Source organism: Streptomyces sp. NBC_00523 (assembly GCF_036346615.1).
In the GTDB taxonomy this organism is placed as follows: Bacteria; Actinomycetota; Actinomycetes; order Streptomycetales; family Streptomycetaceae; genus Streptomyces.
In genome coordinates this window covers 3,915,373-3,930,347 of the sequence record NZ_CP107836.1, presented here as the reverse complement: position 1 = coordinate 3,930,347, position 14,975 = coordinate 3,915,373, and the positions used below count along the sequence as shown (strand labels likewise).

Genomic DNA, 14,975 nt, shown 5'->3' with positions numbered 1-14,975 from the left:
ACGGTGCCCTCGGACGGACCAAGACGGTCTGTCCGAGGGCACCGCTACGATCCGGGCATGCCTGCCTTCCGCGACTTCAACTTCAAGCTGATCGTCATCGACAAGCTCATGTACGACGACGAGACGCTCACCCCGGCGTTCCGCATAGCCGACTGCCTGAAGGCGAAGGGCATCGACGACCCGCAGACCTACGCCTACGACAACGACCTCGCGTTCACCGTCCTGGACGAGGCCCGCGCCCACTTCGAGGCCCTGGAGATCAGCCCGGAACTCCTGGCGACGGTCGAGACGCTGGACGTCGACGGCGGCCTGCAGGTGTACCAGGAGTGCGCGCCGGTCTGGGACGGAGAGGACGGCCTCTTCGACGTGGGCTCGCTGGACGACCTGGACCTGCTGCCGAACCTGCGGCTGATCGAGGGCGTGGACAACTGCGGAATCGGCATGTCGTTCGACACCGACGTCCTCGCGAGCCGCGGCATCGCCACCGACTGACGGACGACGCCCCGTCAGGGACGCTCCCTGAGCTGCCTGTACGGGTCCGGCCGTACGTGTCCGGCGCCCGCGCGGCGGGAATGATCAATCGCATGAAAGAGGACAACAGAGACACCGCAAGCAGCACACCCGGCCAGATCCTGCACTGGAACCTGTTCATAGGCGGCCACCTCAGCGCCTCCGTACCCGTGCGCCTGGTCGAACGAACGGACACCGGACAACTGGTGTGGATGAAATCGGGCACCCCGATGTGGCGCACCGCCCTCCCGCGCGGCGTGACCCACCTGCGCGACATCGCCCCGCACGAGCGCCCGGCCGAGGGCTTCCCCGTCGTCGCGGGCCGCTGGCCGATGGGCGACGCCCTCTTCTACCAGCCGACGGGGGCGGCCCACGCGGTGCTGTGGCTCTTCGGCCGCAGACACAAGTTCCGCGGCTGGTACGTCAACCTCGAACGGCGCGTGCATCACGGCGCGGACATCGACATCGCCGACCACGAGCTGGACATCAACGTGGCCCCGGACCGGACGTGGAGCTGGAAGGACGAGCAGTCCTTCGCCGACAAGACGGGCCACCCCGCGTACTGGACGGCCGAGGAAGCGCTGGCGATCCGGTCCGAAGGAGCGACGGTCGCACAGCTCGCCGAGGCCGGAACCTTCCCCTTCGACGGCTCATGGTGCGACTTCCGGCCACCTTCGTACTGGAAGACCCCACCGCGTCCACCGGTTCCGCGTCACCCGCTGCTGCGCCCGACGGGCGCTCCGACCTCGCCTCCGCCGCCCTGAAGTGGGCGATTCGGCCGCCGCGGGATATCTCGGCCGGTCTGGCGTGATGACGATCATTGCCCGACGTCACTCTCCGTGATACACAGAGTAACCATACGCATTTCGCTCACACACCGATTCGATCCGCAGGTCAGGGCGGTCAGACCGGTCAAATGTGCGAGATCCGGGTAAAGAGAGCCGTGAAGCCGTCGTACGAATCCAGTTTCATCAGCGAAGATAGAGAGTGACCCGTGCCATGCGGTACGGGCGGTGAACTACCCAACTGGGGCGGTGACTTACATGATCCTGGCAGCTGAAAAGGGCGACATCACCACCATCATCGGCGGAATCGCCCCGAACTGGGGGCCGTTCGGCACCCTGGGCAACGAGGCCCGCGTGATGATCGAGGTGGTGATGGCGATCGCCATCCTGCTGTGCCTCGGCATCGCGGTCTGGGGGGCGGCCAAGCAGCGGATCGGCGCGACGGCTCTGCGCGACACCTTCAGCGCGGAACAGGGCAAGGGGCTGATCGTGGCCGGTCTGACCGGTGTGTTCATCATCGGATCGCTCGGCACCCTGTTCACCATTGTGTACGGGATGGCCGTCTGACCTGGCGTCACCCCCGAGCCGGGGCTCGTCCGCCCCACCCCTCCCATCCGTCCGTCGTGCCCACCGGCAGAGGTTGCGTACCCCTGATGTCGAGTCACCACACCGCGTCCGCGCGGAGAGCAGCACGGCTACCGTCGTACTACAACGCGGTTCAAGCAACGGTTGAGGGGGCGTACGCGGCATGAGTCTCGGCGACGAGGACGGCTACGGCAACGACGCGGGACGCACGAGCGACGCCTACAGCACGATCGGCGGCACCCGCCAGACCCGCACCCGCCTGCCCGACGGCCCCACCGGCGACCCCTACGGCCCCCGCCGCCCGGCCCGCAACTCCCGCTCCCTCATCACCTTCGCCGGCGTGGTGATCCTCCTGCTGGGCGCCATCGCCTTCGCCAACATGGGCGGCGACAAGACCGACTCGAACGGCAAGTCCGACACCACCTCCGGCAACAAGGCGGACGCCGCCCCGACCTCACCCACCGGCACAAAGCCGGTAACAGGCAAAAACGGCACCATCCCCTCAGGCTTCGCCCACGACCAACAGGGCGCGGAGAGCGCGGCCTCCAACTACGCGGTGGCGTTGGGGTCTGCCGACATGTTCGTCGCCTCATCCCGTCAGGCCATCGTGCAGGCCACCCACGATCCGGCCGTCGTGGGAAAGCTGACTACAGATCTTGATACCGCCTACTCACCGGACTTCCTCAAGAACGTCGGACTGAACGACGACGGCAAGGCGCCCAGCGGCTTGACATTCGTCTCTCGCACGGTCCCAGTGGGAACGAAGGTGGTCGAGCACACCGCAGACTCGGCCACGGTCGAGGTCTGGTGCACCGGTCTCGTCGGAATGGCCGGTGAAGGCTCCACGAAGCCGGTGACCGAGACTTGGTTCACGATCTCGGAAAAGCTCAAGTGGATCGGCAATGACTGGAAGATCGAGTCGTCGAGTCAGACAGAGGGGCCCACTCCCGTCAGCGGTGACAACCGGGCTTCCTCGGCCGACGAGATCGCCGGCGCGGTAGAGGGTTACGGAGGATTCGTCTATGCCCGCTAGCCGTCGCCGGAGCATGCGCTCCCTGACCACACTGAGCATCCTTCCCGCGATGGTCCTGCTTGCCTCACGGGCCGCAGCGGCACCATCGCCGTCCCCGTCGCCCAGTAAAGAGGGCAACGATGCATGCGATCTCATCGTGGGACTCGCCAAGGACTACTGCGAAGGCGGGAGCGCCAGCTCCCCCCGGTCCACCCCACCCTCCAGCACCGACCCCGCACTAGACCCGCTCACCTCGCTCGGCCGGGGCTGCGCCGACGCCGCCGCGTGGATCGTGGGCAAGCTCAGCGACGCCGTCAAGGGCACCGCCAACGTCGACTTCACGAACACGCGCTTCCTCCAGCAGTACGCCATCGTCTTCGCCGCCTCCACCGTCCTCACGCTCGTCCTCTGGCTCCTCGCCGTAGCCAAACGAGCCATCCGCGGCGTCCCCCTCACCACCGCCATCTCCGAGGCCATCGGCTTCCTCTGGCTCACCGTCCTCGCCTCCGCCTTCACCCCCCTCATCCTCTACACCATCGTCTCCGCCACCGACGGCGTCACCGAAGTCATCGCCTCCTCCTCCGGCGGCCAGACCGACGTCTTCTTCGGCTCCTTCGCCCAAGCCCTCAAGAAGGACTCCGACATCGGCGGCGGCCCGATCATGCTGATCGTCGTCTCCCTCGTCTCCATCCTCGCCGCCGGCATCCTCTGGCTCGAACTCGTCATCCGCGCCGCCCTGCTCTACGTCGGCGCCCTCCTGGGAACCGCCGTCTACGCCGGACTCGTGGACAAGAACATGTGGGGACACGTACGCCGCTGGGCAGGCATCATGATCGCGGTGATCATGGTCAAACCCGTCATCGTCGTCGTACTCGGCCTCGCCGGCGCCCTCTCCTCCGACGACGGCCCCGACGCCTTCTCCGCCGTCGTCTCCGGCCTCGCCATCATCCTGCTGGCCATCTTCGCCTCCGCCATGATCTACCGCTTCGTCCCCGGCTTCGGCGACGAGATCCAAGGCGCCCGCACCAACCGCAAGCAGGCCACCGACGGCTCCCAGGCCGCCGCCATGATCAGCTCCCCCGCCGCCCTCGTCTCCCAGGGCATCAAGACCCACAGCAGCCGCGGCGGACAGAACAGCGGCGACACCAGCAGCGGCGGCGGCCGCCCCGCCAACCCCGTCAGCGGCGGAGTCGCCGCCCACAGCTCCCGTAACCCCGGCGGCGGATCCACCCCCTCCGCCGCACCCCCGCCCCGCAGCGGCTCCCCGACCGCCGGCACCCCCCACAGCAGCCGCGGCACCCGCGGCGGACCAGGCAGCACAGGTAACAACCGCACAGGAGGTGGCGGGCGTTGAGCACACAGTCCCATCCGATCGCGCCCCGCCGTACGTATCTCATCGGCCGCGCCCGGCCGAACGCGATCGTCGGCAAGAACCGCGAGACGGGCGAAATCGCCCTGATCATCGCCGGCGCGTTCCTCGGCATGATGAGCGGCCTGCTCGTCCCCGTCCTCTCCCTGCGCATCGTGCTGCTCACCGGCTTCCCGCTGCTCGCCATCGCCATGGTCTACGTCCCGTACCGGCACCGGACCTTCTACAAGTGGTTCGAGATCAACCGCAGCTACAAGCGCTCCCTGCGCCGCGGCACCACCTACCGCTCCACCGCCATCGAAGCCGGCACCCGCGCCGACGGCCGCGAGGTCGAGATCGGCCCACCGCCCGGCATCGGCCGCATCAACTGGCTCTCCGCCCCCTTCGGCCCCGACGAGATCGCCGTCCTCCTCCACGCCGACCGGCGCACCGTCACCGCCGCCATCGAGATCGAGGGCCCCGGCGTCGGCCTGCGCGACAGCGAGGACCAGGAAGCGCTCGTCGACCGCTTCGGCACCCTCCTCAAGCACGTCGCCAACGGAGACGGCTTCGTCACCCGCCTCCAGATGCTCGCCCGCACCCTCCCCGCCGACCCCGACGCCCACGCCAAGGACGTCGCCCAGCGCGGCGCCCAGGCATCCCCCCGCTGGCTCCAGGACTCCTACGACCAGCTCCAGTCCATGGTCTCCACCTCCAGCGAGCAGCACCGCGCCTACCTCGTCGCCTGCATGCACTTCAACCGCGAGCTCGCCGCCGAGGCCCACGCCATGGCCCGCGCCGCCCGCCCGCACTCCGGCCGCAAGCTGGACCGCGACGCCGGCCTCGCCGTCGTCATGGCCCGCGAGCTCACCGACATCTGCGCCCGCCTCGCCGAAGCCGACATCCGGGTCCGCCAGCCCCTCGGCCAGAGCCGGCTGGCCTCCCTCGTCCACTCCATGTACGACCCCGACCACCCCATCGACCACATCCAGGCCATGACGAAGCGCAACGCCTGGCCCGCCGAGCTCGACGCCGTCGAGCCGACCTACCTCCAGGCCAAGACCCGCGAATCGTCCACCCGCGCTCCCTGGTGCCACTCCACGGCCTGGGTGAAGGAATGGCCGATGACCCCCGTCGGCGTCAACTTCCTGGCCCCCCTCCTCGTCCACACCCCCGACGTCATCCGCACCGTCGCCGTCTGCATGGACCTGGAACCCACCGAGATCGCCATCGAGCGCATGCTCACCGAGAAGACCAACGACGACGCCGAGGCCAGCCGCCAGGCCAAGATGAACCGCACCGTCGACCCCCGCGACATCGCCGCCCACGGCCGCCTCGACCAACGGGGTGAAGACCTCGCCAGCGGCGCCGCCGGCGTCAACCTCGTGGGGTACATCACCGTGTCGTCCCGCTCCCCCGAGGCCCTCGCCCGCGACAAGCGGACCATCCGCGCCTCGGCCGGAAAGTCGTACCTGAAGCTCGAATGGTGCGACCGCGAGCACCACCGCGCCTTCGTCAACACCCTGCCGTTCGCCACCGGCATCCGCCGCTAACCGCCAGTCCGCGACACCGAGAGGGAGGTCAGTCACGCCATGCGAGATCCGCTGTCCGCGTTGTCGGACGCCTTTACCGCCTTCCTCTTCGGGAAGGTGGAGACCACCCGGCTGCCCGTCCGCACCTCGACCGGCCAGGCCCAGGCCGTCTACCTGCCCACCGCCGCCCCCGGCCTCGGAGACTCCGGTGTGATCATCGGCCGCGAGGTGTACTCCGGCAAGGGCTACATCTACGACCCCTTCCAGCTCTACGGACAGCAGCTCCCCGCTCCGCACTGGCTCGTCCTCGGCGAGTCCGGGAACGGCAAGTCCGCGCTGGAGAAGACGTACGTGCTCCGCCAGCTCCGCTTCCGCGACCGACAGGTCGTCGTCCTCGACGCCCAGGGCGAGGACGGCGTCGGCGAGTGGAACCTCATCGCGCAGGAGCTCGGCCTCACCCCCATCCGCCTCGACCCCACCTCCGCGCTCAACGGCGGCATCCGGCTCAACCCGCTCGACCCGGCCATCACCACCACCGGCCAGCTCGCCCTGCTCCGCACCATCATCGAAGTCGCCATGGGCCACGGCCTGGACGAACGCTCCGGCTTCGCCCTCAAGGTCGCCCACGCCTACGTCAACGCCACGACGACCGACCGCCAGCCCGTCCTCACCGACATCGTCGAGCAGCTGCGCCACCCCGAACCGGAATCCGCCCAGGCGATGAACGTCGACATAGACGACGTCCGCGCCTGGGGCCTGGACGTCGCCCTCGTCCTCGACCGGCTGGTCGACGGCGACCTGCGCGGCATGTTCGACGGCCCGACGTCCTTCGGCATCGACCTGGACGCCCCCCTGATCGTCTTCGACCTCTCGCACATCGACCGCAACTCCATCGCCATGCCCATCCTGATGGCGATCGTCGGCGTCTGGCTCGAGCACACCTGGATCAGGCCCGACCGCAAGAAGCGCATCTTCCTGGTCGAAGAGGCCTGGCACATCATCAACTCGCCCTTCGTCGCCCAGCTCTTCCAGCGCCTGCTGAAGTTCGGCCGCCGCCTCGGCCTCTCCTTCGTCGCCGTCGTCCACCACCTCAGCGACGTGGTCGACGGCGCCGCCGCACGCGAAGCCGCCGCCATCCTCAAAATGGCCTCCACCCGCACGATCTACGCCCAGAAGGCCGACGAGGCCAGAGCCACCGGCCGGGTCCTCGGCCTGCCCCGCTGGGCCGTCGAAATCATCCCCACCCTCACCCCGGGCATCGCGGTCTGGGACGTGAACGGCAACGTACAGGTCGTCAAACACCTGATCACCGAAGCCGAACGCCCCCTCGTCTTCACCGACCGCGCCATGACCGAGTCGTCTGTGAGCGACCAGCTCCCGGACGACGTAAGAGCCGCCGACCTCGAAGCGGAGGAACGCGCGGCCAGGATCGAGAACCAGCAGCGACTGAACGAGTCGTCCGAGTCAACGGTGGCATGACATGGCAGGGAGCGACGGGGGACGGTCCGGCGACGGCAAGGGGGGCGGCATCCCCGACGGCCTGCTCGTCGGACTGCTGGCCTTCCTTCTCGGACTGACGCTGATGGCCTGGGCGGCCACCGGATTCGCCGGACTCCTCGCCCACGGCGCCTGGCCCGACGGCGTCACACCGACCGAGACACCCCTGGCCCTCCGCCGCCTGCTGGAGGCCCCGCACGACCTGCCCGCCGCTTGGCCCAGCACCCCACCCGGCCAGCTCTCCGGGTACGGCCTGTTCTGGGGCCTGCTCATCGGCGAACTGATGGTTCTGGTGGTGCTGACGATCTTCGTCATGGGCGTCATCACCCGCTGGCGCGCCGGACTGGCCCGCCGCCGCGCGGAACGCAACGAACGGCTGGCCCTCCTCGAACAGGCCCACCGCGAGGAGCGCGCACGGCGCAAGCTGGCACAGGGCAAGGGCCGGAAGACCGGCCGGCGGAACAAACAGCAGGACTACGCGTACGAGTCGGCGCTCGCCGAGCCGGAACCGGCCCCCGAGCCCACCCCCGACGCCCTCCGCAAGACGCCACCCGTCCCCGCGCCGGCCACCCCCGTTCCCGCCGAACACCTCACCGAAACCGCACCGCAGACAACGGCCCTTCCGCCCGAGGCCGCCCCCGAAGCACGCACCGCCCGAAAAACACCGCCCGCACCGACGCCCACCGAACCGGCCCTCGCCACCACCCCCCTCCCCGCCACCGTCCCCTCCCCGCGCACCCCCCTCGTCCTCTACGGCCCCGCCGCCACCCGCCGGGCCACCGCCGTCCAGGCCATCCGCGAAGCCGACGGCCCCGTGCTCGTCGTGACCTCCGACCCCACCCTCTGGGCCGAGACCAAGGACGCCCGCGCCAAGCTCGGCCCCGTCCTCGTCTACGACCCCGGCCACCTCTGCGACACCCCGGCCCGGCTGCACTGGGCGCCCACCGCCGGATGCGAGCAGGCCGACCGGGCCGCGGCCCGCGCAGGCGCGCTGCTCGCCCCCGTCCGCCCCCAGGCCCGCGTCGACTCGGCGACGGCCGACATCGCCGAAACCCTCCTGCGCTGCTGGCTGCACGCCGCCGCCATCGACGGCCGCCCCTTCCGCCAGGTCCACCGCTGGGCCATCGGCGGCAACGCCCACGAACCGGTCCGCCTGCTGCGCACCCACCCCAAGGCGGCCCCCGGACTCGCCGGACTCCTGGAGTCCGCGCTCACCGGCCATCCCGAACGCCGCGAGATGGCCCAGGAACTGACGGTGCGGGCGTTCGGCGCCCTCTCCTCCGTCCACGTCCGCGACGCCTGCACACCAAATCGAGCAGATGCGCTCGCACTGGATTCCTTTGCGGACGAAGGGGGCAGCATCTATGTGGTGGGCGAAGCCATCGAAACCCCGCGATCCGGTCCAGGGACGATGCCCCTGCTCACCGCGTTCGCCGCAGACGTGGTCGAGCACGGCCGCCGCATGGCCGCACGGTCATCCGACGGCCGGCTCGACCCACCAATGACGCTCGTCCTCGACGACATCGCGGCCGTCGCACCGCTGCCCCGCCTGCCCGAACTGCTGAGATCCGGCCAGACCCAGGGCCTGTCCACCATCGCCCTGCTCCGTTCCCCGGAACAGGCCCGCTCACACTGGACGCAACAGCTCCGGACACCCAGCAGCCTCTGAGCAGCGGGCACGGGCCTCAGGGCCGCGCCACCGCGTACTCCAGCTCACGCGCGTCCGGATCGCCGGGCATCGGCACCGACTCCCCGGTCGGCACAAAGCCGAACCGCCGGTAGAACGCCTCGGCGCGCGGATTGTCCTCGTGCACATACAGCCGTACGCGCTCCAGCCGCGGCGCCTCCAGCGACCACGCCCAGTCCACAGCCGCCCGGAACAGCGCGTCCGCCACTCCCGCGCCCCGCGCCTCCGGCCGTACGAACACGCCGACCAGGTGCCCCTGGTTCACCGACACCGCCTCACCGAACCGCGCCTCGACGTCCGGGCCCTCCACGAGCACCGTCACCGAGCCCGCCCAGGCACCGTCCGGGCCCTCCGCGACGAACTGCCGCACCTCGCCCCCACCGTCCTCGGAGGCGTCCACCGTCCGCTCCCGCCACGCCTCGTCGGAGCGCTTCAGCCCCTGCTCGTACGTCTCCAGGAACGCCACCGGGGCGGCCGGGTCCTGCAAGGCGGCCAGCCGGAGCTCCTTCACCGACCGCCATTCGTCGGCGCGCACCGGCCGTATCACGTAGTCCATGCCCCGATCCTGACCCGCCCTCCCGAGACCACGCAAACGGATTGGTCCCGCCTGCCACGTGTCGTCCCCCGGTACTACACGCCCCCGCACATTCCGCCCTCCGGTCCGACGACCGGCCCTCGCCCGCTCCGTAGCGTCGACCGCATGATCAGGGCACACGCACTCACCAGGCGCTACGGGGACCGGTGGCGTCCGCCGTCCACCGCCACCCCGCTCACCGGACCCATACAGCGTCTGTTCCTGCGCATCCGCGCCATCGATCAGCGCCGGCCGTCGGTCTGGAACGGCGTCCTCACCACCTGCTGGGTGCTGTTCGCCGTCCTCGACGTCTCGTCGGGCGGCTGGCGCACGGTCGCGGCGGACCCGCACGTCCCGGCACCGCTGGTGTTCACCATGAGCGCGGCCTTCTCCGTCCCGCTGCTGTGGCGCCGCAACCACCCGCTCGCGGTGCTCCTCTTCATGGCGCCGTTCTCGCTGGCCAACGTGTGGACGGGTGCGCTCATCCAGGCGGCGCTGCTCCAGGAGATCGTGGTCTTCACCATCGCGGTACGCCTCCCGATGCGCACCCTCGCCTGGTCGGGCGTCCTGATCGCCGCACCGCTGGTGATCACCTCGGGCCGGTTCCCGGAGGTCGGGGGCCGCCTCCTGCTCCCGCACGTCTGAATGTTCGCCATCGCCGCCCTGGCGGGAATCCTGGTGCGTACGCGCAAGGAGTACACCGAGGCCCTTCTCGACCGGGCCGACCGCCTGGAACGCGAACGCGAGCAGCAGGCCCGTCTGGCCGCCGCTGCCGAACGGACCCGGATCGCCCGGGAGATGCACGACATCATCGGCCCCAACCTCTCCGTCATCACGACCCTGGCCGACGGCGGCTCGTACGCGGCGGCCCGCAGCCCGGCGCGCGCGGTCCAGGCGCTGGAGGCCATCGGCACCACGAGCCGCCAGGCCCTCGCCGAACTCCGCCGCCTGCTCGGTGTGCTGCGCGACCAGCCGGAGGAAGCGGACCGCACCCCGCAGCCCACCCTGGACGACATCGACGCACTCTTGGAGGGCGTACGCCAGGCAGGTCTGCCGGTACGTCTCGAAGTACGGGGTACGCCTCCGGTCCAACCGCCCACACCAGGACGTCAGCTGACGGTCTACCGGGTGGTGCAGGAGTCCCTGACGAACACGCTGAAGCACGCGGGCACTTCACCGTCACTCGCGGCCGACGTCACCCTGACGTACCGGCCCGGCGCGCTGGAAGCCCTCGTCACGGACAATGGCAACCCGCCCCGGAACGAGCGGAGCTCCGCAGGCACTGGGCAGGGCATCACAGGGATGCGCGCACGCGCTTCCCTGTACGACGTCACACTCGACGCCGGACCGTCCGCCGAAGGCGGCTGGCAGGTACGGCTCCGGCTCCCCCTGGAGGACTCCCCCTCGTGACGACCGTGCTCATCGCGGACGACCAGCCGATGCAACGCTTCGGCTTCCGCATGCTGCTGGAGAGCCAGGACGACATGACGGTCGTCGGCGAGGCCGCCAACGGCCACGAAGCGCTTCAGCTCGTCGCCCGGCACCAGCCGGACGTGGCCCTGATGGACATCCGCATGCCGCTCCTGGACGGCATAGAGGCAACCCGCCGCATCATCAGGACGGGCTCCCGCACCCGCGTCCTGATCGTCACGACATTCGACCTGGACCGGTACGCGTACGACGGCCTCCGCGCCGGCGCCAGCGGCTTCCTGATCAAGGACGCGTTGCCGGAGGAGATGCTGTCCGGCATCAGGGCCGTGGCCCTCGGCGACGCGGTGGTCGCCCCGAGCCTCACCCGGCGGCTCCTGGACGCGTACGTACAGCACTTGCCCGCCGAACCGGGCGAACCGGCCGCCCAGGATCTGCGCATCGCCGGCCTCACCGGCCGGGAACGGGAGATCCTGACGGTGATCGGCCAGGGCTGGACCAATCCCGAAATCTCCGAGCGCCCGGCTGGTCTCCCCGGGCTGAAACGCAGAAAAGCCCCGTGCCACAAGGGCACGGGGCTCTTCCTAAAAGGAGTTCGGCGGCGTCCTACTCTCCCACAGGGTCCCCCCTGCAGTACCATCGGCGCTGAAAGGCTTAGCTTCCGGGTTCGGAATGTAACCGGGCGTTTCCCTAACGCAATGACCACCGAAACACTATGAAATTGAACCAACCGGATGAAAACACGGCTGTTCGTTATTTCAGAACTAACACAGTGGACGCGAGCAACTGAGGACAAGCCCTCGGCCTATTAGTACCAGTCAGCTCCACCCGTTACCGGGCTTCCACATCTGGCCTATCAACCCAGTCGTCTACTGGGAGCCTTAACCCTTCAAGAGGGTGGGAATACTCATCTCGAAGCAGGCTTCCCGCTTAGATGCTTTCAGCGGTTATCCTTTCCGAACGTAGCCAACCAGCCATGCCCTTGGCAGAACAACTGGCACACCAGAGGTTCGTCCGTCCCGGTCCTCTCGTACTAGGGACAGCCCTTCTCAATATTCCTACGCGCACAGCGGATAGGGACCGAACTGTCTCACGACGTTCTAAACCCAGCTCGCGTACCGCTTTAATGGGCGAACAGCCCAACCCTTGGGACCGACTCCAGCCCCAGGATGCGACGAGCCGACATCGAGGTGCCAAACCATCCCGTCGATATGGACTCTTGGGGAAGATCAGCCTGTTATCCCCGGGGTACCTTTTATCCGTTGAGCGACAGCGCTTCCACAAGCCACTGCCGGATCACTAGTCCCGACTTTCGTCCCTGCTCGACCCGTCGGTCTCACAGTCAAGCTCCCTTGTGCACTTACACTCAACACCTGATTGCCAACCAGGCTGAGGGAACCTTTGGGCGCCTCCGTTACTCTTTAGGAGGCAACCGCCCCAGTTAAACTACCCATCAGACACTGTCCCTGATCCGGATCACGGACCCAGGTTAGACATCCAGCACGACCAGAGTGGTATTTCAACGACGACTCCACAACCACTGGCGTGGCCGCTTCAAAGTCTCCCACCTATCCTACACAAGCCGAACCGAACACCAATATCAAACTATAGTAAAGGTCCCGGGGTCTTTCCGTCCTGCTGCGCGAAACGAGCATCTTTACTCGTAGTGCAATTTCACCGGGCCTATGGTTGAGACAGTCGAGAAGTCGTTACGCCATTCGTGCAGGTCGGAACTTACCCGACAAGGAATTTCGCTACCTTAGGATGGTTATAGTTACCACCGCCGTTTACTGGCGCTTAAGTTCTCAGCTTCGCCACCCCGAAGAGCAGCTAACCGGTCCCCTTAACGTTCCAGCACCGGGCAGGCGTCAGTCCGTATACATCGCCTTACGGCTTCGCACGGACCTGTGTTTTTAGTAAACAGTCGCTTCTCGCTGGTCTCTGCGGCCACCCCCAGCTCACCGAGTAAATCGGATCACCAGTGATGGCCCCCCTTCTCCCGAAGTTACGGGGGCATTTTGCCGAGTTCCTTAACCATAGTTCACCCGAACGCCTCGGTATTCTCTACCTGACCACCTGAGTCGGTTTAGGGTACGGGCCGCCATGAAACTCGCTAGAGGCTTTTCTCGACAGCATAGGATCATCCACTTCACCACAATCGGCTCGGCATCAGGTCTCAGACTTATATGCACGACGGATTTGCCTACCGTGCGTCCTACACCCTTACCCCGGGACAACCACCGCCCGGGCTGGACTACCTTCCTGCGTCACCCCATCGCTTACCTACTACAAGTCTGGTTCGTCGGCTCCACCACTACCCTCAACTCCGAAGAGATCGGGCCGGCTTCACGGACTTAGCATCGCCTGATTCAGTACTGGGCGTTTCAAAGCAGGTACCGGAATATCAACCGGTTGTCCATCGACTACGCCTGTCGGCCTCGCCTTAGGTCCCGACTTACCCTGGGCAGATCAGCTTGACCCAGGAACCCTTAGTCAATCGGCGCACACGTTTCTCACGTGTGTATCGCTACTCATGCCTGCATTCTCACTCGTGAACCGTCCACAACTCGCTTCCGCGGCTGCTTCACCCGGCACACGACGCTCCCCTACCCATCCCAGCAGGCGTTGGCCCTTTATGCTGGAATGACACGACTTCGGCGGTACGCTTGAGCCCCGCTACATTGTCGGCGCGGAATCACTTGACCAGTGAGCTATTACGCACTCTTTCAAGGGTGGCTGCTTCTAAGCCAACCTCCTGGTTGTCTCTGCGACTCCACATCCTTTCCCACTTAGCGTACGCTTAGGGGCCTTAGTCGATGCTCTGGGCTGTTTCCCTCTCGACCATGGAGCTTATCCCCCACAGTCTCACTGCCGCGCTCTCACTTACCGGCATTCGGAGTTTGGCTAAGGTCAGTAACCCGGTAGGGCCCATCGCCTATCCAGTGCTCTACCTCCGGCAAGAAACACACGACGCTGCACCTAAATGCATTTCGGGGAGAACCAGCTATCACGGAGTTTGATTGGCCTTTCACCCCTAACCACAGGTCATCCCCCAGGTTTTCAACCCTGGTGGGTTCGGTCCTCCACGAAGTCTTACCTCCGCTTCAACCTGCCCATGGCTAGATCACTCCGCTTCGGGTCTAGAGCGTGCAACTCAAACGCCCTATTCGGACTCGCTTTCGCTACGGCTTCCCCACACGGGTTAACCTCGCTACACACCGCTAACTCGCAGGCTCATTCTTCAAAAGGCACGCAGTCACGACGCACCGAGCAAGCTCGATGCGCGACGCTCCCACGGCTTGTAGGCACACGGTTTCAGGTACTATTTCACTCCGCTCCCGCGGTACTTTTCACCATTCCCTCACGGTACTATCCGCTATCGGTCACCAGGGAATATTTAGGCTTAACGGGTGGTCCCGCCAGATTCACACGGGATTTCTCGGGCCCCGTGCTACTTGGGTGTCTCTCAAACGAGCCGTTGATGTTTCAGCTACGGGGGTCTTACCCTCTACGCCGGACCTTTCGCATGTCCTTCGCCTACACCAACGGTTTCTGACTCGTCTCACAGCCGGCAGACTATGAAAGAGAGATCCCACAACCCCGCATGCGCAACCCCTGCCGGGTATCACACGCATACGGTTTGGCCTCATCCAGTTTCGCTCGCCACTACTCCCGGAATCACGGTTGTTTTCTCTTCCTGAGGGTACTGAGATGTTTCACTTCCCCTCGTTCCCTCCACACTGCCTATGTGTTCAGCAGCGGGTGACAGCCCATGACGACTGCCGGGTTTCCCCATTCGGACACCCCCGGATCAAAGCTCGGTTGACAGCTCCCCGGGGCCTATCGTGGCCTCCCACGTCCTTCATCGGTTCCTGGTGCCAAGGCATCCACCGTGCGCCCTTAAAAACTTGGCCACAGATGCTCGCGTCCACTGTGCAGTTCTCAAACAACGACCAGCCACCCACCACCCCACCCTCACGGGCGAGTTCACTGGGGCCGGCAACCGAAGGACAGACT

The 14,975-nt window shown here is 67.0% G+C and carries 9 protein-coding genes, 2 rRNA genes and 2 pseudogenes; 10 read left to right on the top strand and 3 right to left on the bottom strand.

What is annotated here, in order from left to right:
- The first annotated feature begins 57 nt into the window (after nt 1–57).
- The 8 genes from OHS17_RS17710 (at nt 58) to OHS17_RS17675 (ending at nt 8,938) form a co-directional block, all read left to right on the top strand.
- Nucleotides 58–492 carry a DUF6892 domain-containing protein gene (locus OHS17_RS17710; protein WP_330312945.1) on the top strand — a complete coding sequence of 145 codons (435 nt, stop codon included), beginning with the start codon at nt 58–60 and terminating at the stop codon, nt 490–492.
- A 92-nt stretch (nt 493–584) separates the two neighbouring features.
- Nucleotides 585–1,274: a DUF402 domain-containing protein gene (locus tag OHS17_RS17705; RefSeq protein WP_330312944.1), complete on the top strand. Its 690-nt coding sequence runs from the start codon at nt 585–587 to the stop codon at nt 1,272–1,274.
- 279 nt (nt 1,275–1,553) lie between these two features.
- A complete protein-coding gene (locus tag OHS17_RS17700; RefSeq protein ID WP_018101695.1) occupies nt 1,554–1,862 on the top strand; it encodes a hypothetical protein in 309 nt (102 codons plus the stop codon).
- 181 nt (nt 1,863–2,043) lie between these two features.
- The gene (locus tag OHS17_RS17695; protein WP_330312943.1) at nt 2,044–2,913 is read left to right on the top strand and encodes a hypothetical protein; all 870 of its coding nucleotides are present in this window, start codon (nt 2,044–2,046) and stop codon (nt 2,911–2,913) included.
- 49 nt (nt 2,914–2,962) lie between these two features.
- Entirely contained in the window at nt 2,963–4,246 is a 1,284-nt protein-coding gene (locus OHS17_RS17690; protein WP_443066138.1) for a hypothetical protein, read from the top strand.
- The gene (locus tag OHS17_RS17685; RefSeq protein WP_330312941.1) at nt 4,243–5,793 is read left to right on the top strand and encodes an SCO6880 family protein; all 1,551 of its coding nucleotides are present in this window, start codon (nt 4,243–4,245) and stop codon (nt 5,791–5,793) included. The genes OHS17_RS17690 and OHS17_RS17685 overlap by 4 nt, the downstream gene beginning before the upstream one ends.
- 39 nt (nt 5,794–5,832) lie before the next feature.
- Complete coding sequence (locus OHS17_RS17680; RefSeq protein WP_330312940.1) at nt 5,833–7,251, top strand: ATP-binding protein; 1,419 nt, start codon at nt 5,833–5,835, stop codon at nt 7,249–7,251.
- Nucleotide 7,252: 1 nt separating this feature from the next.
- Nucleotides 7,253–8,938, top strand: coding sequence for a type VI secretion protein (locus OHS17_RS17675; protein WP_330312939.1), 1,686 nt, complete (start codon nt 7,253–7,255; stop codon nt 8,936–8,938).
- A gap of 16 nt (nt 8,939–8,954) precedes the next feature.
- Here the strand turns inward: OHS17_RS17675 and OHS17_RS17670 are convergent, their stop codons facing one another.
- Entirely contained in the window at nt 8,955–9,512 is a 558-nt protein-coding gene (locus OHS17_RS17670; protein WP_330312938.1) for a GNAT family N-acetyltransferase, read from the bottom strand.
- 144 nt (nt 9,513–9,656) lie between these two features.
- Here OHS17_RS17670 and OHS17_RS17665 point away from each other — a divergent pair.
- A pseudogene (locus tag OHS17_RS17665) lies at nt 9,657–10,940 on the top strand (sensor histidine kinase).
- Nucleotides 10,937–11,479: pseudogene (locus OHS17_RS17660) on the top strand (response regulator); the annotation flags it as partial. The pseudogenes OHS17_RS17665 and OHS17_RS17660, both read left to right, overlap by 4 nt.
- Nucleotides 11,480–11,551: 72 nt before the next feature.
- Here OHS17_RS17660 and rrf read toward each other — a convergent pair.
- Nucleotides 11,552–11,668, bottom strand: a 5S ribosomal RNA gene (rrf, locus tag OHS17_RS17655).
- Nucleotides 11,669–11,746: 78 nt separating this feature from the next.
- Nucleotides 11,747–14,872, bottom strand: a 23S ribosomal RNA gene (locus OHS17_RS17650).
- Nucleotides 14,873–14,975 lie beyond the last annotated feature (103 nt).